Source organism: Serratia sp. LSHTC3, assembly GCF_057197125.1.
In genome coordinates, this window is sequence record NZ_JBXUNP010000001.1 from 143,532 (window position 1) to 162,062 (window position 18,531).

The 18,531-nt window shown below is 61.3% G+C and carries 15 protein-coding genes, 2 pseudogenes and 1 riboswitch; of the genes and pseudogenes, 8 read left to right on the top strand and 9 right to left on the bottom strand.

Features of this window, described 5'->3' with window-relative positions; translation table 11 throughout:
• The first annotated feature begins 60 nt into the window (after nucleotides 1-60).
• Nucleotides 61-1,638, top strand: a complete 1,578-nt coding sequence (gene guaA / locus AC2CGI_RS00720) for a glutamine-hydrolyzing GMP synthase (RefSeq protein ID WP_015378768.1) — start codon at nucleotides 61-63, stop codon at nucleotides 1,636-1,638.
• A gap of 213 nt (nucleotides 1,639-1,851) precedes the next feature.
• Nucleotides 1,852-1,983 (top strand): annotated as a pseudogene (locus tag AC2CGI_RS00725) (type II toxin-antitoxin system Phd/YefM family antitoxin); the annotation flags it as partial.
• A 162-nt stretch (nucleotides 1,984-2,145) separates the two neighbouring features.
• Here the strand turns inward: AC2CGI_RS00725 and AC2CGI_RS00730 are convergent.
• Both AC2CGI_RS00730 and AC2CGI_RS00735 read right to left on the bottom strand, forming a co-directional pair.
• Nucleotides 2,146-3,927 (bottom strand): hybrid sensor histidine kinase/response regulator, encoded by a 1,782-nt coding sequence (locus tag AC2CGI_RS00730; RefSeq protein WP_076741097.1) that lies wholly within the window; start codon nucleotides 3,925-3,927, stop codon nucleotides 2,146-2,148.
• Nucleotides 3,924-4,556, bottom strand: a complete 633-nt coding sequence (locus AC2CGI_RS00735) for a response regulator transcription factor (RefSeq protein WP_075684619.1) — start codon at nucleotides 4,554-4,556, stop codon at nucleotides 3,924-3,926. The genes AC2CGI_RS00730 and AC2CGI_RS00735 overlap by 4 nt, the downstream gene beginning before the upstream one ends.
• A gap of 175 nt (nucleotides 4,557-4,731) precedes the next feature.
• Here AC2CGI_RS00735 and AC2CGI_RS00740 point away from each other — a divergent pair, with 175 nt between their 5' ends.
• Nucleotides 4,732-5,046, top strand: coding sequence for a putative periplasmic lipoprotein (locus tag AC2CGI_RS00740; protein ID WP_015378764.1), 315 nt, complete (start codon nucleotides 4,732-4,734; stop codon nucleotides 5,044-5,046).
• A 194-nt stretch (nucleotides 5,047-5,240) separates the two neighbouring features.
• Nucleotides 5,241-8,318: an autotransporter outer membrane beta-barrel domain-containing protein gene (locus AC2CGI_RS00745; RefSeq protein WP_076741098.1), complete on the top strand. Its 3,078-nt coding sequence runs from the start codon at nucleotides 5,241-5,243 to the stop codon at nucleotides 8,316-8,318.
• Between the two features lie 138 nt (nucleotides 8,319-8,456).
• On the opposite strand, the gene rluF is transcribed toward AC2CGI_RS00745, so the two are convergent.
• The 3 genes and pseudogenes from rluF to AC2CGI_RS00760 all read right to left on the bottom strand — a co-directional run.
• A complete protein-coding gene (rluF, locus tag AC2CGI_RS00750; RefSeq protein WP_076741099.1) occupies nucleotides 8,457-9,326 on the bottom strand; it encodes a 23S rRNA pseudouridine(2604) synthase RluF in 870 nt (289 codons plus the stop codon).
• Between the two features lie 125 nt (nucleotides 9,327-9,451).
• Nucleotides 9,452-10,255, bottom strand: a complete 804-nt coding sequence (locus AC2CGI_RS00755; RefSeq protein ID WP_370456107.1) for an aminoglycoside adenylyltransferase family protein — start codon at nucleotides 10,253-10,255, stop codon at nucleotides 9,452-9,454.
• A 42-nt stretch (nucleotides 10,256-10,297) separates the two neighbouring features.
• Nucleotides 10,298-10,735: pseudogene (locus AC2CGI_RS00760) on the bottom strand (winged helix-turn-helix transcriptional regulator); the annotation flags it as partial.
• 95 nt (nucleotides 10,736-10,830) lie between these two features.
• Between AC2CGI_RS00760 and AC2CGI_RS00765 the strand changes: the two are divergent.
• Nucleotides 10,831-12,054, top strand: a complete 1,224-nt coding sequence (locus AC2CGI_RS00765; protein ID WP_076741101.1) for an MFS transporter — start codon at nucleotides 10,831-10,833, stop codon at nucleotides 12,052-12,054.
• Here the strand turns inward: AC2CGI_RS00765 and AC2CGI_RS00770 are convergent.
• The 4 genes from AC2CGI_RS00770 to AC2CGI_RS00785 form a co-directional block, all read right to left on the bottom strand.
• Nucleotides 12,051-12,476, bottom strand: a complete 426-nt coding sequence (locus AC2CGI_RS00770; RefSeq protein WP_015378759.1) for a GNAT family N-acetyltransferase — start codon at nucleotides 12,474-12,476, stop codon at nucleotides 12,051-12,053. The two genes, AC2CGI_RS00765 and AC2CGI_RS00770, sit on opposite strands and share 4 nt — an antisense overlap.
• 70 nt (nucleotides 12,477-12,546) lie before the next feature.
• Nucleotides 12,547-14,526, bottom strand: coding sequence for an FUSC family protein (locus AC2CGI_RS00775; RefSeq protein ID WP_242517249.1), 1,980 nt, complete (start codon nucleotides 14,524-14,526; stop codon nucleotides 12,547-12,549).
• The gene (mdtN, locus tag AC2CGI_RS00780; RefSeq protein WP_004941492.1) at nucleotides 14,516-15,553 is read right to left on the bottom strand and encodes a multidrug transporter subunit MdtN; all 1,038 of its coding nucleotides are present in this window, start codon (nucleotides 15,551-15,553) and stop codon (nucleotides 14,516-14,518) included. Before mdtN ends, AC2CGI_RS00775 begins: the two co-directional genes overlap by 11 nt.
• A gap of 10 nt (nucleotides 15,554-15,563) precedes the next feature.
• Complete coding sequence (locus AC2CGI_RS00785; protein WP_004941494.1) at nucleotides 15,564-15,827, bottom strand: YtcA family lipoprotein; 264 nt, start codon at nucleotides 15,825-15,827, stop codon at nucleotides 15,564-15,566.
• Between the two features lie 217 nt (nucleotides 15,828-16,044).
• On the opposite strand from AC2CGI_RS00785, the gene AC2CGI_RS00790 reads away from it, so the two are divergent.
• From AC2CGI_RS00790 to thiD, 3 genes are all read left to right on the top strand, one after another.
• Nucleotides 16,045-16,659: a TetR/AcrR family transcriptional regulator gene (locus tag AC2CGI_RS00790; RefSeq protein WP_004941499.1), complete on the top strand. Its 615-nt coding sequence runs from the start codon at nucleotides 16,045-16,047 to the stop codon at nucleotides 16,657-16,659.
• 91 nt (nucleotides 16,660-16,750) lie between these two features.
• Nucleotides 16,751-16,847, top strand: a riboswitch (TPP riboswitch).
• 35 nt (nucleotides 16,848-16,882) lie between these two features.
• On the top strand, nucleotides 16,883-17,674 hold the full coding sequence (gene thiM, locus AC2CGI_RS00795; protein WP_015378755.1) for a hydroxyethylthiazole kinase: 792 nt from the start codon (nucleotides 16,883-16,885) through the stop codon (nucleotides 17,672-17,674).
• A complete protein-coding gene (gene thiD / locus AC2CGI_RS00800; RefSeq protein WP_076741103.1) occupies nucleotides 17,674-18,474 on the top strand; it encodes a bifunctional hydroxymethylpyrimidine kinase/phosphomethylpyrimidine kinase in 801 nt (266 codons plus the stop codon). Before thiM ends, thiD begins: the two co-directional genes overlap by 1 nt.
• Nucleotides 18,475-18,531: the final 57 nt, after the last annotated feature.

Consider the following 18,531-nt stretch of genomic DNA (forward strand, 5'->3'; position numbering starts at 1 on the left):
AGCCCCATCCCGAAACACACATTTTCGCTCTTTTTCTCTTGTTGCTGGAATTCGCCTCACATGACACAAAATATCCATAAGCATCGCATCCTCATACTGGACTTCGGTTCGCAATACACCCAACTGGTCGCCCGCCGCGTGCGCGAAATCGGCGTTTACTGCGAACTGTGGGCCTGGGACGTTAGCGAAGCGCAGATCCGCGAATTCAACCCAAGCGGCATCATCCTGTCCGGCGGCCCGGAAAGCACCACCGAAGCCGGCAGCCCGCGCGCCCCTGACTACGTGTTCAACGCCGGCGTGCCGGTGCTGGGCGTGTGCTACGGCATGCAGACCATGGCGATGCAGCTGGGCGGCCATGTGCAGGGCTCCAACGAACGCGAGTTCGGCTATGCGCAGGTGGAAATCGTCAACGAGAGCGCGCTGCTGCGCGACATCGAAGACGCCATCAGCCCGGCCGGCAAACCGCTGCTGGACGTGTGGATGAGCCACGGCGACAAAGTGACCGCGATCCCGTCCGACTTCGTGACCGTCGCCAGCACCGACACCTGCCCGTTCGCCATTATGGCCAACGAAGAAAAACGCTTCTACGGCGTGCAGTTCCACCCGGAAGTGACCCACACCCGTCAGGGGCAGCGCATGCTGGAGCGCTTCGTACTGGACATCTGCCAGTGTGAAGCCCTGTGGACGCCGGCCACCATTATCGAAGATGCGGTCGAGCGCATCCGCGAGCAGGTGGGGGAAGACCACGTGATCCTCGGCCTGTCCGGCGGCGTTGACTCCTCCGTCACCGCGATGCTGCTGCACCGCGCGATCGGCAAGCGCCTGACCTGCGTGTTCGTCGACAACGGCCTGCTGCGCCTGAACGAAGCCAAGCAGGTGATGGAAATGTTCGGCGACCACTTCGGCCTGAACATCGTGCACGTCGAGGCGGAAAACCGCTTCCTGACCGCGCTGGCGGGCGTCGACGAGCCGGAAGCCAAGCGTAAAATCATCGGCCGCGTGTTCGTTGAAGTGTTCGACGAAGAAGCCTGCAAGCAAGAGCAGGTGAAATGGCTGGCGCAGGGCACCATCTACCCGGACGTGATCGAATCCGCCGCTTCCGCCACCGGCAAAGCGCACGTGATCAAGTCGCACCACAACGTGGGCGGCCTGCCGAAGGAAATGAAGCTGGGCCTGGTCGAGCCGCTGAAAGAGCTGTTCAAAGACGAAGTGCGCAAGATTGGCCTGGAACTGGGCCTGCCATACGACATGCTGTACCGTCACCCGTTCCCGGGCCCGGGTCTGGGCGTGCGTGTGTTGGGCGAAGTGAAGAAAGAGTACTGCGATCTGCTGCGCCGCGCCGACGCCATCTTCATCGAAGAGCTGCACAAAGCCGATCTGTACAACAAAGTCAGCCAGGCGTTCACCGTGTTCCTGCCGGTGCGTTCGGTCGGCGTGATGGGCGACGGCCGCAAATACGACTGGGTGGTCTCCCTGCGTGCGGTAGAAACCATCGACTTCATGACCGCGCACTGGGCGCATCTGCCGTATGACTTCCTCGGCCGCGTCTCCAACCGCATCATCAACGAAGTGGACGGCATCTCCCGCGTGGTGTACGACATCAGCGGCAAGCCGCCGGCGACGATTGAGTGGGAGTGATTTAACACTTCCTGCAGCCTGTTAGTAACCAGGCCTTAGTGACTAAAGCCCTCTGTTTTTACAGAGGGTTTTTCTTTATATGGCCATATCTTTTCCGCCTGGTTCCAGTCATGGGTAAAGCAGATTATTGTTTGTGGTCTAAATATGGCCTATGTTCGGACCTTGGTATGATTGGTAGCACCAGGGGGCATAATGAAAGTAGAGACCATCAACTACGTTATAGAATCCTATGAGCAGCAGGAGCGAGAGAACGCCATTGCTCTGCTGAAATTGCTGACGCTGTCAGAGAAGGATAAAGCGGAAGGGCGCGTATTCTCGAAGGAACCGCTGTTGGATGGGCTTTAAGCACTACAGTGCTCAGCATTAAGGGATTGCAATGGAACAGCGGGTGGCCTTGGAGTACACGCGTACCGTAAGGCGCTGTATTGACTCCATTGTCACATCGGCCGGATATCCAGCAGCTGCTGTTTAAGCGTTTAATCATGGCCTGATAGCCCTCAATATGCGCTAGCCCGCCCCCCACTGCGTCAGCAGCGCATGCAGCCTGGCCGGCTCCAGCGGCTTACGCAGCACCAGATAGCCTTCCTGCTCGGCCTCCTGCAGGATCGGTGAATTGAACTCGCCGCTGACCATCGCGCCGCTTACGTTCGGCAGGCGTTCGAACAATGCCTGCAGGATGTCGAAGCCGCTCTCGCCGGAGCGCAGCCGCTGGTCGCACAGCACGGCGAACGGCGTGAAGCCGCCGTCGACAATGGCGAAGGCTTCCTCGGCGGAGGCCGCGCAGCGCACGGTGATGCCCCAGGTACTCATCAGGCTTTCCCAGGCGGAGGTCACCAAGGGATCGTCGTCCACCACCAGGCAGGCGCCGCGCAGCGGTGCATAGCGGGTAGGCGTGGCGGTGTTGTCGTAGGCGGCGGCGGTTTCCGGCGCTTTATCTTCGCCGATGTATTGCGTGAAGCGCATCCAGAAGCGTGAGCCTTTGCCTTCGACGGAGTGCATGCCGTACTTCACCTTCATCAGCTTGGCGCAGCGCGCCACCACCGCCAGCCCCAGCCCGTGGCCGGCGCTGTCGATTTTCCACGCCAGCTCGGGGCGGTAGTAAGGGGAGAAGATTTTGCTTTTCTCTTCGTCGGCGATGCCCACGCCGGTGTCCCACACTTCCACCAGGCACTCGGCGCCGCGCGGGCGGATGGCGATCAGCACGCCTCCCCGTTGCGTGTAGCGCAGGGCGTTCTGGATCAGGTTGATCAGCGATTGCCGCACCAGCAGCGGATCGCCCATCACGCTGATGCGCCGTCTGGGGCGCCAGGTGCGCAGCGCCAGGGCGCGGCTATTGGCCTCTTCGCGGAACAGGGTGACCACCGAGTCGAGCAGGGCGCCGATATCCACATGGGTGGCGGCGGTGCGCACGTTGCCGGATTCGATCTTGCTGAGATCGAGCAGCGAATTGAACATCAAATGCACCGAACGCACGCTCTGCTGCAGATCCAGCAGCTGCGGCGTCAGGCTGTCGTCGCGGTTTTTGTGGATGATGGCCTCGATCAGAAAGCCCATGGCGTGCACCGGCTGGCGCAGATCGTGGCTGGCGGTGGTCAGGAACTGGTTCTTGTCCAGCAGCGCCTGTTCCGCCTCTTCTTTGGCCTGACGGAACTGCTCCGCCAGGCGCGAGCTTTGTTCTTCGAGCAGCGCCTGCTGAATAAAGAACGCATGCGAGGTTAACGCGTGGCGGTAAATGGCGAAGCCGTACAGCAAGTTCAGCATCAGCACGATGAACATCACGTCTTCCAGCCGCCAGATGATGCCGAGGTTCAGCAGCCCCCAGGAGGCGAAGAAAAAGCGGGTAAAGGTGCTGATGACCGGCGTCAGGTGCGTTGCGTTGGCGGCGACGATCGCGGCGATGCTGATATTGAGCAGCAGAAAAAAGTCAAAGTTATGGGTCTGCGGCGTAATTAAATAGAGTGATGAGATCCCCAGCCCGTGAATAAACGCCACCTTATTAATGCGCGGCAGCCAGCGGCGCAGCACGGTGTCTTCATCATTTTCTTTGGCCTCATGCAGGTAGCGACGGTGCCATATTCGGATCGCCACGGCGCATAGCAGGTAAACCATGATCCAGGCAATGGTTGGGCCAAGTTCATCCCCCAGCAAATAAATCCAGATGGCGAAAGGGATGCCGACAAAAGGCACGGCGGTAAAGCTGAACACCAGCCGCATGAAGGTGTTGTCCAGCAGGCGGATCTGCGCGCGGGGCGAAATGCCATCATTTTGTAAATGCTGGAAAAACCTCATGACGACGGATCCCGTTTGCCGTGCAACAGCGTGATGGCTTCCACCCGGCTGTTGACGCCGATCTTTTTCAATATATTGCTGATATGTTCTTTGACGGTGGGTTCGGAAATAGACAGTTGCGTCGCAATTCTTTTATTTGGCAGGCCGCGCAGCATCATAGTTAATACGTCGATTTGCCTCGGCGTTAAATTGAATTTATTTAAGTGCTCATGATGGCTTTTAATGCAGGTTTCATTACCGTCAGGGAACCAATCCTGATTGTTATTCAGCGCAAAAACCGCCCTGGCGAATAATTCAGGCGGTTCGTTTTTTAACACGAACCCATGCCCGCCGGCATTGTTAACTTTCTGCCAGATATCGTTATTCTCGTCACCGCTGACCACCAAAATCCGCACCTGCGGATAACGTTGTTTTACTTCTTTGAGTAATTTCAACGCTGTACCGGAAGAAAGCCAAAAATCGATCACCAGTAAACGCGGTGGGCCATTTTCCCTAATATGGCGGTAGCAATTCTCTTCATTGGTCACCACATGCGCCTGTTTGAATCGGCAATGCGTGCTGAGAAAATTGGCGATGCCGCTTGCTACCAATGGATGGTCATCAACGACCAACGCATAATCCTGCCCCAAAGGATTCTCCTTTCGCCTTCAAATATCAGATAGGTCTGATGAATTATTATCAACCCTCCCTACTTTAGGAGGGTTTTTTCGTTTAGGAAAGGGAAATATATTATTCGAGGATTTGGATAAGAGAAAACATAAAGCCAATCGGTAATTTTAACTGATTGGTTATAAAGGATAATTTATGAAGAAACCACTTATCGCTTTAACCGTTACGATGATGGTAGCCGGTTGTTCCACCTTGAAAACCGATCAGGCCATTCCATTACTGCAGGCGGAAACCGCCAAAATGCTGGGGCTGGGATCGTCGGACGAAATTACCGTGACCAACGTCAATGGCGCACAGCCGGATGCGCTGGGCGGCCAAAAACTTTCATATCGCGCCACCACGGAAAAAGGCCGCATTTTCGATTGCTCGTCGCTGATGATGCCGGGAATTTTAGGTTCCTCGCCGTCGCTGAGCGCGCCGACCTGTACGCCGGTGGTCACGCATAAATAATTCGCTTTGGGGGCGGTATTACCGCTTCCTGGTTTTTCATCGTCGGAGCGTCAGCGCCGGGGGGCAATAAGCTTTTGCTTCGACGATCACTAAACCGGCGTGCGCGAAATAACGCCTCACTTCTCCTCTAGTGTATTGAGTTCCCTATAACAATAAATTTCGCGACATCACGCTAACGAGTACGGAGATAGCCCGTGAATGACAAAACATCGCACCCTTTAGCGGTTAGAACACCGCTTTCCAAACTTTACCTCGCTCTATTTTCCGCGCCGTTGTTGATGCTGGCGCCCGCCGATCTCGCTCGCGCAGACGATGCCATTTTTGACGGCGACTCAAAAATTACCGAATCATTGGCCTACACCGGGGACGTTTACGTCGGCCGTAATCAAAGCGGCAACTTGCTGATCGAGAATGGCAAGATCAGCGCCTATAACATCAATATCGGCCGGATGTTCAACGGCCAAATTCACGACAGCGTGGTCACGGTTCGTGGGCCGAACGCCGAGCTGAACGCGGTGAACGATCAGTTCGTGCTGCGCGGCGGCCTGAATCTGGGGCGGGGCACGCTGCGGGTTGAAGACGGCGCGCTGGCCAGCGCGAAAGAGATCGTGGTCGGCACCACCCGTGGCTACGATAGCCACCTGATCGCCACCGGCGCCGGTTCTCGCGTCACCAGCAATTTTCTCAGTGTCGGCACCGATTTAGGGGCACGATCCACGCTGGCGATCGAAGACGGCGCGGTGCTGAACACCGCCTTTGACGCGCGCATCGGCAATGGCAGCGGGCCGGGTGAGACCGATACGCTGAGCCCGAAAGCCACGATCACGGGGGCTAATTCCCAGTGGAACGTCGGCCGCGCGCTCACGCTGTACGGCGATCTGGACGTGCTGAACGGCGCTGCGGTCAATGTCGGCAACATCCAGGTGGCGGGTGTCTCGGGCGCGCGTAAAACCGCTGAGCTGGTGGTCGCCGGCAACGGCTCACGGTTTACCAGCGGCAGCAGCGTCAACGTCGGCGATTACGGCAACGGCGTGTTGGCGGTCATGGACGGCGGGACATTCTCCGCCGGCGGCAACGAAGTGGTGCTGGGCAAGACCGGTTCCGGCTCGAACCGCGGCGCGCTGATTATCGGCAGCCGCGGCAATATGGACACCGGCACCGGGTTGACCGAGCCGACGCTTGGCGCGGCGGGCGCTGCTGGAGCCATCGATGCCCAGACGTCGATCGCCCTGCGGGGCGGATTGTTCCGCAGCTATGTGTACTTTAACCATACCGACGGCAATTACGTTTTCAGCAACAAGATGAGCGGCGAAGGCGAGGTGATCAACAGCGCCGGGCACACGACGCTGAACGGCGATCTCTCTGAGCTGCAGGCGAACGTCACCGCGCGCGGCGGTAAGCTCATCATCGCCAGCGACATCAATACCCAGAAAGAAGACGACATCTTCGAGATCCAAACCCTCGGCGCCGAGAACGGCGGCACGCTGATCCTGAACGCGACGGCGGGTACCGACGTCAATAACGGACTGGGCTACAGCAGCGCCGCGTCGATCAAGGCCGGCGGCACGCTGGGCGGCAACGGCACGCTGGGCCAGACCGAGATCCAGTCCGGCGGCCATATCTCGCCCGGCGACGGCAATATCGGCACGTTGACGCTGAAACGCTACCTGAACTTTATCGGCGAATCCTTCTACGACGTTGATATCGCCGGCGACGGCCGCAGCGACCAGCTGCTGGTGGCGGGCAAAACCACCATCAGCGATCAGGCCAAAGTGCAGGTGACGGCGCTGGATCCGCAAACCAGCTATAAAACCGGCCAAAGCTACCGCATTCTGACCTCGGACGGCGGCATTGACGGCCAGTTCGCGTCGGCGGTCTCCAAGTCTGCCTTCCTCGATGTGGCGCTGAACCACAGCGCCAACGCCGTGGATCTGACCATCGCGCAGAAAGATACGGGCGGTGAAAATCCGGGTGGTGAGAATCCAGGAGGCGAGAATCCGGGCGGGGAAAACCCGGGCGGTGAGAATCCTGGGGGCGAGAACCCGGGCGGAGAAAACCCGGGCGGTGAGAATCCTGGGGGCGAGAACCCGGGCGGAGAAAACCCAGGCGGGGAAAATCCGGGGGGCGAGAATCCAGGCAACGGCAAGCCGGGCATTTTCCAAACGGTGGCCGAGAGCGGCAACCAGTGGAATACCGCTGGCGCGCTCTCGACGCTGACGCAGAGCGGACCTTCGCTGGCGCTGTACAACTCGCTGCTGCTGCTGAGCGCGCCGGAAGCGCGCGAGGCGTTCAATCAGCTATCCGGCGAAGTCTATCCGTCGATGCAGTCTAACCTGATCGCCGGCAGCACCCAGCTGTTCAATGTGCTGAACCATCGCATGCTGCGCCTGTTCGACAACGACAGTCTGCCGGTACCGCCGTTGGCGATGTCGCTGGTGCAACCGGCGCCGGCGCAAAACAGCGGCGTCTGGGGGCAGACCTTCAGTTCCTGGAGCCGAAACAGCGGCAACGGCAACGTGGGCAAGCTGGATGGCAACACCACCGGCTTCCTGTTGGGGGCGGATCGCAAACTGGCGGACCATAACGTGCGCATCGGCGGCTACTTCGGTTACAGCCGCGGCGACTATGATGTCGACAGCCGCCGCTCCAAAGCCGATACCGACAACTACCACCTTGGCCTGTATGCGGCCGGGCAGCAGGATGCGTTCTCGCTGCGCGGCGCGTTGGGTTACACCTGGCACAAGATTGAAGGCAAGCGCAACGTCGATTTCAGCGGCTTCTCGGATCGGCTGAAGTCGGATTACGACGCCAACTCGCTGCTGGCGTTCACCGAAGCGGGTTACCGTTTCGGCCAGCCGGAGATGAACGTCGAACCGTTCATCAACCTGAGCTACATCCGCCTGCATACCGATAGCTTCCAGGAGTCGGGTGGCGCGGCGGCGCTGAGCGTGCGCAATGAAACGATGAACACCTTCTACTCCACGCTCGGGGTGCGCGGCGTGACCGAACTGCCGAAGAACGTCAGCCTCTACGGCTCGCTCGGCTGGCAGCATGCCTACGGCGATAAGAACACCTCATCGCGCATGGCGTTTGCCGGCAGCGACGCGTTCGTCACGCAGGGCCAGGCCGTGGATGACAACGTGATGGTGGGCGATATCGGCGTGAGCGTGAAGCTGTCGCGCGCTGCGACGCTGGATGTCGGCTATCAGGGGCAATTCGGCGCCGATACCCGCGTTAATTCGGTCAACGCCAACCTGCGCTGGTCGTTCTGATTTTCCCTCTAGACTTCTCTGGTACCGACGGGCCCGCTTGATGCGGGCCTTTTTTATGGTGAGAACTCTGTGGCGGCCTGTGGCTGACTTTCACGATAAAAAAGCCCGCGCAACGGCGGGCTGAACGGGGGAAGGCGTTTAACGCCCTTTTTTCTTGCGCCCCGGCTGGGTAAAGCGCTTGCGGCCGGCCGGCGCAGCGGCTTTGTCGGCGCTTTTCGGCCCGCCGGCGCTCGGCTTTTTCGCCGCGGCGGATTTGGCCGGGGCCTTCTTCGCCGGCTTGGCCTCGGATGAAGAGCCTTCAATCAGCTTGAACAGTTCAATCAGCTCGTCATCGGTCAGATCGCGCCACTCGCCCAGCGGCAACCTTTTCAGGCTGACGTTCATGATGCGCGTGCGTTCCAGCTTGGTGACCTCGTAGCCGAAGTGTTCGCACATGCGGCGGATCTGGCGATTCAGCCCCTGCACCAGCGTGATGCGGAACACGAACGGCGCCTCTTTCTTCACCTTGCACTTTTTGGTCACCGTGCCCAGCATCGGCACGCCGGCGCCCATGCCGCGAATAAACTCGTCGGTCACCGGCTTGTTGACCGTCACCAGATACTCTTTCTCGTGATTGTTGCCGGCGCGCAGGATCTTGTTGACCAGATCGCCGTGGTTGGTCAGAAAGATCAGCCCCTGCGAATCCTTATCCAAACGGCCGATCGGGAAGATACGTTTGCTGTGGTTGACGAAGTCGGCGATGTTGTCGCGCTCGCCGTCTTCGGTGGTGGTGACGATGCCGACCGGTTTGTTCAGCGCGATCAGCACCAGATCTTCTTCATTGCGCGGTTCGATCAGCTGACCGTTAACCTTCACGACATCGCCGGCAAATACCTGGGCGCCAACGGTGGCGCGTTTACCGTTGATGAAAACGTTGCCCTGTTCGATGTATCGATCGGCGTCGCGGCGTGAGCAGATGCCGCTCTCGCTAATGTATTTGTTCAGACGAATGGATGAGTTAGTCAGCATGGGTTCTCCGTAAAACGCGGACTATACATTACCCGGATGACGCTGCGAAGCGAATCATGCAGGGGGCGGCGGCCATGAACAAAATCCGTCCCTGCATCAATAAGTGGTGTCGACAGGCTTGCGTCTTATTGCGATGCTGTTGTCGTCAATAGACTTGCGATCGTCGTTTTGGCATAGCCGATGAATGCTGCCAACGGCTGCTGATGCTGAGGCAGATCATCTATCGCTTGTCCGAGATAAATTCGCCGCGCGGTGCTGAGTACCGGCTGGTGTTCAGATGGCAAGTGTTCCAGCAGCCATTCGGCGGCCACATCTTTGGGGGCGATCCGACCGGTCGCCGCGCTGAACCAGATGCGCGCCAGCGCCAGCACAATGTTGCATTCGTCGCCATGCCAGTCATCAGGCTCGTTCCATTGACTCAGGGTATCGGTGAGCGCGGCGATGAAGTCGCTGCGAGGGACGCTGTCATACAGGAGTTCAAAGGAGGCGCCGAACAGATGTCGATGATGCTGCCGGGCTTTGGTAAGCAGGATCGCCACATCAGGATCCAAGGTGGCGGGGGAGACAATTCCCACCAGCAACTCTTCACGCAGCCATTCGCCAAACTGTAGCTCACGTCGTGGCGGATAGCGCCAGGGTTTGATGTCGGTCTGTACCAGCACGGTGACTTCCAGCGGGCGAAAAATACTGTCGGCACCTGGCGGAGCCGACACGGTCAGCAAAGCTTTCATAAGGGCGGCCCGAGTGGTTGACATCAGCGGCTTGCTGATGACGACCAAGATGTCGATATCGCTGTTGGGTTTAAGACCGCCATCGACCGCGGATCCATACAGATGGATGCCCAAGAGTTTCTCGCCGAGTTGTTCTGTCAGCACTTTGCATGCGGCGTCGATCTGTGCGGCGATTTCGGTTGGAAGTGTTTCTTTTATCGCTAATTGGGGATTGTTAAAAGACGGCTCAAAGCGTTCCCCCACCTTCACCACCCGGGTATTCAGCGGGGTGAGCGTCTGCCCGGCGCTGCCGATCGGTGTCAGGCGCGGCACGGGGCGGCCGCTGTCACTTTCCACCAGCGTTGAGTGCGCCTCTCCCTCGGCGAACAGATGATCTTCCCCCCACTGGCGCAGGCCAACGATCACCGGAAACAGCGCGCGGCCTTTCTCGGTCAGCACATACTCCTGATAGGCGCTGCCGTCCGCGGCGGGCACGATCTCCAGCACGCCGTGCGTCGCCAGGGCGCGCAGCCGGGTGGCAAGAATGTTCTTCGCCATCCCCAGCCCTTTTTGAAACTCGCTGAAACGGGTGACGCCGTCGAAGGCGTCGCGCACGATCAGCAGCGACCACCAGTCGCCAATCACATCCAGCGTGCGCGCCACCGGGCACGGCGCGTCTTCCAGGCTTTTACGTTTCACGGCGGTTATCTCCAGCGACATATTTTGGTTGCATTATAAAACCTCCGCATCTAAAGTTCATTGGGTTTAATTATGAAACCAGATTGAGGTGTGCGATGAGCGACAAACTGCTGGATCCTCCCTGTGCGGCGCTGGGGCGTCTGCCGGCCGCCCTGGTGCTGCTGTTGGCCGGTGCCAGCGCCTTTAGCGTGGCCAACGTTTACTATGCGCAGCCGCTGCTGGACGCCATCGCCCGCGATTTTTCCATCAGCCTGGCGGCGGTCGGCATGGTGATCACCGTGACTCAGTTGGGCTGCGCGCTGGCGTTGCTGTTGGTGGTGCCGTTGGGGGATCGGTTGAACCGGCATCGATTGCTGGCGGGGCAACAGCTGGGGCTGATCGGTGCGCTGCTGCTGGTGGGATGGGCGCACGGCGCGCCCTGGCTGCTGGCGGGGATGTTGCTGGTAGGGCTACTGGGCACCGCCATGACGCAGGGGCTGATCGCTTTCGCCGCCGCACTGGCTGCGCCGCAGGAGCGCGGGCGGGTGGTTGGCGCGGCGCAGGGCGGGGTAGTGTTGGGGCTGCTGCTGGCGCGCACCCTGTCCGGCGCGCTGGCAGACGTCGGCGGCTGGCGCACGGTGTACTTCTTCTCAGCCGGAGTGACGCTGGTGCTGCTGCCGATCCTGTCGCGCCTGCTGCCTGCGCCGCGCACCGCGCCCAGCACGCTGAGTTATCCTGCGTTGCTGCGTTCAATGTTGAGCCTGTTGCGGCATGACCGCACGCTGCAAATTCGCGGCATGCTGGCGCTGCTGATGTTCGGCGCTTTCAGCCTCTTTTGGAGTTCGCTGGTGTTGCCGCTGAGCCGGCCGCCGTTCAACTTCACCCATGCTGCGGTGGGAGCGTTCGGCCTGGTCGGCGCGGTGGGCGCGCTGGCGGCGGTGCGCGCCGGGCATCTGGCGGATCTCGGGCTGGGGCAGGCGGCCAGCGGCGCGTGTCTGCTGCTGTTGACGCTGGCCTGGCTGCCGCTCGGTTTGCTCGGCAGCGGCCTGGTTTGGCTGGTGGCGGGCATTGTGCTGCTGGATCTGGCGGGCCAGGCGATCCACGTGCTGAACCAGAGCATGATCTTCAGCGCCCACCCGCAGTCGCATAGCCGGCTGGTGGGCTGCTACATGCTGTTTTACGCCGTCGGCAGCGGGCTGGGCGCCTTTGCCGGCACCCATATGTACGCCTGGGCGGGTTGGAGCGGCGTCTGCGGGCTGGGGGCCGGCGTCAGCCTGAGCGCGTTGCTGTTTTGGCGGCTGACGCTGCGTGGGATGCCGGATGCGGCGGGTAAGAACTAGCGGGCCGGCGAATGCATCAGGTAATAATCTTCTTCGCCGTCGTTGCCGGTGGAGATGATGCGCCAGCCGTGTTTGCGGTAGAACGCCAGCGCTTTTTCATTTTTCACCAGGCATTTCAGCGAGCCGGTGGCGGTGAAGGTGGCTTGCGCCGCTTGCAGCAGCGCACTGCCGACGCCGCGCGGCGGCTGATGGGGATCGACATACAGGTTATGAATGAAGTTGTCTTCGCGGTAGACGGAGACGAATCCCAGCAGCACGCCGCCGTCTTCCGCCACCCAAATCGCTTCGCCCAGCGTCGCGCGGTCGAAATCTTCCAACTGATAGTTCGAGGTATCGCGCCAACCGAACGCCGCCTTGCGCGACGCCAGGTACAGCGTGCGCAGGAAGGGGCGATCGGCCTCTTGGTAAGGTCTTATTTGCATGGCATCTCCCGGTGGTTTTTGCTCACTATAGCGCATGGCGCCGGGCGTGCATGGCCGCAAACGGAAAATGCTAGGCGTCGCCCCAGGCGGGCAGGCGATTGACCCCGTCGCTCAGCTCCTGAGCCAGGTGGCGCACGGTGTCGGCGTGCAGGGCGGCCAACGGTGGATGAAAGTCGGGCGCCCGCAACGCTTGCGGCGCACGGGAAAGCTGCGCCGCATACTCGGCGAGAACGCGCCCGCCCTGACGTTGCACCTCGAACAGCGCCTGGCGTTCCTGCGCGGACAGCGCCGCGCCACTGCCTGCCAGATAGGTGTTGAGCTTTTCGCTGGTCAGCAACAGGCTGCGCGTCTGGTTAAAGATCAGTTGGATATGCCGGGTGAAGCTTTCATGGTTATCGTCCGCCAGCTGCCAGGTTGGCTCCAGCGTCACCCGGGCCACTACCGCTTCGCAGCCCTCGATCTTTTGCCAGATGCCGATGGCGTTTGTGTTCTCGCCGCCGAGGAAGCGCGACAGTTCCCGCAGCACGTTGGCAACCTGCTGCCGCAGTGACTCCCCTTCGTATTCCGGCCACAGCGTGGCGTGAATGAAGGTGGCGAACCCTACCCCCAGCACGATGCCGATCAGGCGATCGCGGATCTCGGTCAGCCCGGTGACCGGGCCGAAGCTTTCCAGCAGCGCCAGGGAAAAGGTGAACAGGATCTGTACCCCGGCATAGCTTATTTTCTCGGAGCCGGCGGCGATCCAGGCGGAGAGGGCGATCACCGGCAGCGTCAGCAGCAGCAAGCCGACGAGGCTGTCGAGGTGAGGCATGATCCACACCACCGAGATCAGCGCCAGCAGGCTGCCGATCGCCGCGCCGCCGAGACGCAGCCGCGCCCGCCGCTGTGTGGCGCCGAGGCTGGGCTGCGCCACGATCAGGCAGCTCAGCATGATGGTATGAATGCCGGACCAATCGACGGCGGTATAAAACACGTAGGCGACCAGTACGGTCAGCAGCGTTTTCAACGAAAACTGGATGTAAACCGGGTTGGTCAGGGCGTCGGGGGTAAAGAAGGGCACTTTCGGCGGCGGCGCGGCCTGCAGGGCGTCGGCGTAGTCGCTGCGGTTGGCGTAGACCTGCAGGAGGCTGGCCATTTCATTGAGCGGCGCTGGCACCTGCGGATCGTCGCTGCCGGCGATCGCGACGGAAAATCGCAGTGCGCTTTCGTGGCTTATCGCGGTTTGCAGTGCGCGGCAGGCGGCATCTATCTCTTGCGCCAATTGACGCGCGGCCGCGCCGAAAGCCGGCGGCAGCTGGTAGGCCAGGATATTGAGCTGCAACACCAGGGTGATCAGCGCCAGATAACCGGGCTCGTTGGCGCGGCAGCGATCGCTGCGCATCACCGAAAAGCGCAGCAGCTTATGCAGCTCGGTGGCGTGCTGGGAGATGGCGCTCAGATCGCGCGTCTCGCCGCCGTTGGTCAACATAGCGCGGGTTTCGTCCAACACCGCGTTCATCCGACCCTTTAGCTGTTTCAGCGGTTCGGCCGGCAGCAGCAGGGTATTAACGAGCAGGGTGAGCAGGATGGCGTAGTTGATCGCCACCCATACCCACAGCACCAGTCGTATCACCACTTCCGCCTGCGGAGTGAGATCGACAAAGCTTTGCGTGTAGATCACCACCAGCGCCATCAGGAAGAACAGCACCCCAACCTTGGTCACCCGCATCAGGAACACGCTGAGGAAAAACAGCGCGCTGGAGAGCAAGATGCGCAGCATCGGGTAGTCGTAGGTGAACTTCAGCACCAGGATAGCGGCGCCGATCGCCAGCGTGGAGCTGACGAAAAACAGGATACCGATCGCGCGGGTGATCACGATATTGGACTGCGTGATAAAGAAGACCGCGATCAGCGACAGCGCCAGCCACGGTACCTGCAGCGTCTGCGAGATCACGATGGCGATCGCGCTGGAGAGCAGGGCGCGGATCACCAGGTTTATGCGGCTGTCCGAAGGGCGCAGCTCGTCGATCAACTGGGACAGCCAGCCGCGATACATCGTTTTATTCTTCATGGCGCAGGTTCAGCTTGGCCACCGCCGAAGCGCCCACGCGGAACAGCGCCGGGTTGGGAGCCTCTACCGCGATCTTGACCGGGAAGCGCTGAGAAACGTGCACCCAGTTGATGTTGCGCGACACGTTGGGCAGCCCGCCCAGCACGCTGCCGCCGTCGTCGGGCTGCACGCCGTAGCTGACCGACTCTACCTTGCCGCTGAAGGTCTGGCCGGCGTCGCTCATTAAATACAGCGTGGCCGGCACGCCGGGATGCACGCCTTTCAGGTCGGTTTCGCGGAAGTTGGCGACCACGTACCAGTGGCGGGTGTCGATCAGCGTGAACACCGGTTTGGCGCTGGAGGCATATTGGCCGACGGTGGTTTTCAGGGAGGCGATGCGGCCGTCGAACGGCGCTCGCACCTCGGTAAATTCCAGATTCAGCTTGGCGATGGCGATGTCGGCCTGCACTTCGGCGCGCTGCGCGACCAGGGCTTCGACGCCGCTGACGGCGGCTTCCGCCTGTTTCGCCTGCAGCAATGCGGCCTGCAGTTCCGCCTGCGCCGAGCGCTGGGAGGTGCGGGCGGTTTCCACTTCTTCCGCCGAAACGTAGTTCTTGCCGAGCAGCTTCTGTCGGCGGTTGAGGGTGTCGGTCGCCTGCGCCACCAGCGCCTGCGAGCGTTTGACGATGGCGTTCATCGATTCGGCGTTGTACTGCTGCGCGTTGACCGAACGCTGCGTCAGTTTGATCTGTTCATTCAGCGTGATCAGGCGCGCTTCGCTGGCCGCCAGCGCGTCCTGGTAAGGGCGCGGATCGATGCGGAACAGCAGATCGCCTTGCCGCACTTCCTGGTTGTCGCGGATCGGCATCTCGACGATGCGGCCGTTCACCTCCGGCACTACGTCGATGGTGTCGGCATAGGCGTAGGCATCGTCGGTAGTGGGGGCGTTTTCCACCCGCCAGACGACGACGGCGGCCACGATGAGCGTCAACGCCAGGAGGGTAAGCACCAGCAGTCTGCGCTTGTTGGAGGTTTGTGGTTGGGTCATGGCGTCAGTCTCAGTGGGGGAAAACCAGTAACCAGGTCAGCATGGCGATCAGCGCGGTCAGCGCCGGATACGTCAGCAGCTGCGGCGCCAGCCAGGCGCGTTTTTCCGGGGTGCGCAGCAGCAGGTGGATCGCCACCATGCCCGCCACGCCGCCGCACAGGCAAAACAGCCAGTCGGGGAACGAAGCGCCGAACACCACCATGGACGGTGCCGGTGAGCACCCGGTGAGCAGCAGCGCGGTCAGGCAGGTGATAAGCAGTTTTTTGTCGGGCATAGGGCGTTCTCTGGCGATTGGCTTGGTCGACGGGCCGAATGGAATGACTCTTTTTCAGTGAGTGAGGTCACTGTTTGTCTTCCTCACGCTTGCGCAAGGAGAAACTAGAATAAATACTCTACTCTAAACTAGAGGAGTTAATCTAGTTTTTTGTGTCACCCTGCCTTCGCGGCGGCAAATGGGTATAATGCGTTGATGACAGCGGGCAGAAACGAATATGCAAATCGACGAACACATCACCGGGCGGGAGCCGCAGCAGGAAAGAGGGCGGCAACGCGTACAAACCATTCTGGATTCGGCGGCGGCGATCGTGGCGCAGGACGGGCTGGCGGCGCTCAGCATGCAGCGGCTCGCCAAGCACGCCAAAACCTCCATCGGCTCGATGTATCACTTTTTCCCCGATCGCCACGCGGTGATCAAGGCGCTGGCGGATCGGCACACCGAATCGATCGAGGCGCTGGTGCGCGACATGGCGTTGGCCAGCGACGACGAGTGGAGGCGCCTCTCCGCTGAAGAGGTGATCCAGCGACTGTTTTCTCCCTATGCGCAGTACCTGCGCGAGCACGCCGACTACCTGCCGGTGATGCGGGAAATGAACCTGCCGGATGAAAAGTCCAGCTTCCTGGCGCTGATCGCCCGAGTGCTGCAGCTGCGCCGCCCCGAGACCGCCGAAGCGGAGATCCTGCAGCAAACCCGGCTGTTGCAAAGCCTGGTGGCCGGCACCTTGCACCACATCTTCAAAACGGCGCCGCAGAACGTGGCGTTTACCCTGGCGGAGCTGCCCGGCGTGCTGAGCCTGTATCTGGCGGGAAAAGAGGGAAGCATCGCTTAGGCGCGAGCCAATTTAATCGCTTGTTTGTCCGCGCCGCCGCTGGCATGATCCCCTGCAGGGATTAACGCAATGTTGATCACAACCTATTGATTTTCATGACTCGGGGTGCCCTTCCGCGTGAAGGCTGAGAAATACCCGTATTACCTGATCTGGATAATGCCAGCGTAGGGAAGTCACGGCCGCTCAACCGGCGCCGCCTTCTTGAACGCCGGTTGGGAGGAATATGATCGCTCGACCTGATGCACTACCCGGCGCCCGCGCCGCGGCCTGCCTGACCCAATTCCAACAGCGGCCTCCGCTGATCCACTGCCTGACCAACGAAGTGGTGCAATCGCTGACTGCCAACGTGCTGCTGGCGCTCGGCGCCTCCCCGGCGATGGTGGTGGAGCCGCAAGAGGCGGCGCAGTTCAGCGCGCTGGCCGACGGCCTGCTGATCAACGTCGGTACCCTCAACGCGCTGCGCGCCGAATCGATGCGGGCGGCGGTGGCCGCCGCCAATCAGGCCGGCAAGCCCTGGACGCTGGATCCGGTGGCGGTCGGCGCGCTCTCCTACCGCACCGCCTTCGCTAAACAGCTGCTGGACGAGCAACCGGCGGCGATACGCGGCAACGCCTCGGAAATCATGGCGCTCAACGGGTTGCTGGCCAGCGGCCGCGGCGTGGACAGCGGCGACGATTCCTTGGCGGCATTGCCCGCCGCGCGTGAGCTGGCGCGGCGCAGCGGCGCGGTGGTGGCGGTCACCGGCGCGGTGGATTACGTCACCGACGGCCAACGCGACTGGGCGATCGAAGGCGGCTCCCCGCTGATGACGCGGGTGGTGGGCACCGGCTGCGCGCTGTCGGCGGTGGCGGCGGCGTTTTGCGCCCTGCCGGGCGATCGCCTGGACAACGTGGCGACCGCCTGTCGGGTGATGTCACACTGCGGCGGCCTCGCGGCCAGGCAGGCCGCCGGGCCGGGCAGCTTTACGCCGGCGTTCCTCGACGCCCTGTATCAACTGCGCGGGGAGGATCTGTGATGAAACGTATTAACGCGCTGACCATCGCCGGCACCGATCCCAGCGGCGGCGCCGGCATTCAGGCCGATTTAAAGGCCTTCTCGGCGCTCGGCGCCTACGGCACTTCGGTGATCACCGCGCTGGTAGCGCAGAATACCCGCGGCGTGCAGTCGGTGTATTACATCGATCCGGCGTTCGTCGCCGCGCAGCTGGACTCGGTGTTCAGCGACGTGCGCATCGACAGCGTCAAGATCGGCATGCTGGCCAATGCCGACATCGTACAGGCGGTGGCCGAACGTCTGCGCCATTACCGGCCGGAATTTGTGGTGCTGGATACCGTGATGCTGGCGAAAAGCGGCGATCCGTTACTGGCGCCGGAGGCGGTAGAGTCTATCCGGCGCGAGCTGTTGCCGCTGGTGTCGATCATTATGCCGAACCTGCCGGAAGCGGCGGCGCTGCTGGCGTGCGCGCCGGCGGAAGATGAAGCGCAGATGCGCGAGCAGGGGCGGGCGCTGCTGGCGATGGGCTGCCGGGCGGTGCTGATGAAGGGCGGCCACCTGAGCGAAAGCGAGAGCCCGGACTGGCTGTTTACCGCCGAAGGCGAGCAGCGCTTTACCGCGCCGCGCGTCGCCACCCGCCATACCCACGGCACCGGCTGCACGCTCTCGGCCGCGCTGGCGGCGCTGCGCCCGCGCCATGCCGACTGGGCGGCCACGGTGGCCGCCGCCAAGGACTACCTGCAACAAGCGCTGCAACAGGCGGATACGCTGGAAGTGGGGCACGGCATTGGGCCGGTGCATCATTTTCACGCCTGGTGGTGAGCCAACTTTTTGCCGCAACCGTGGTCTGACTAGTTCAGGCCCGGTTTTATGGGCGAA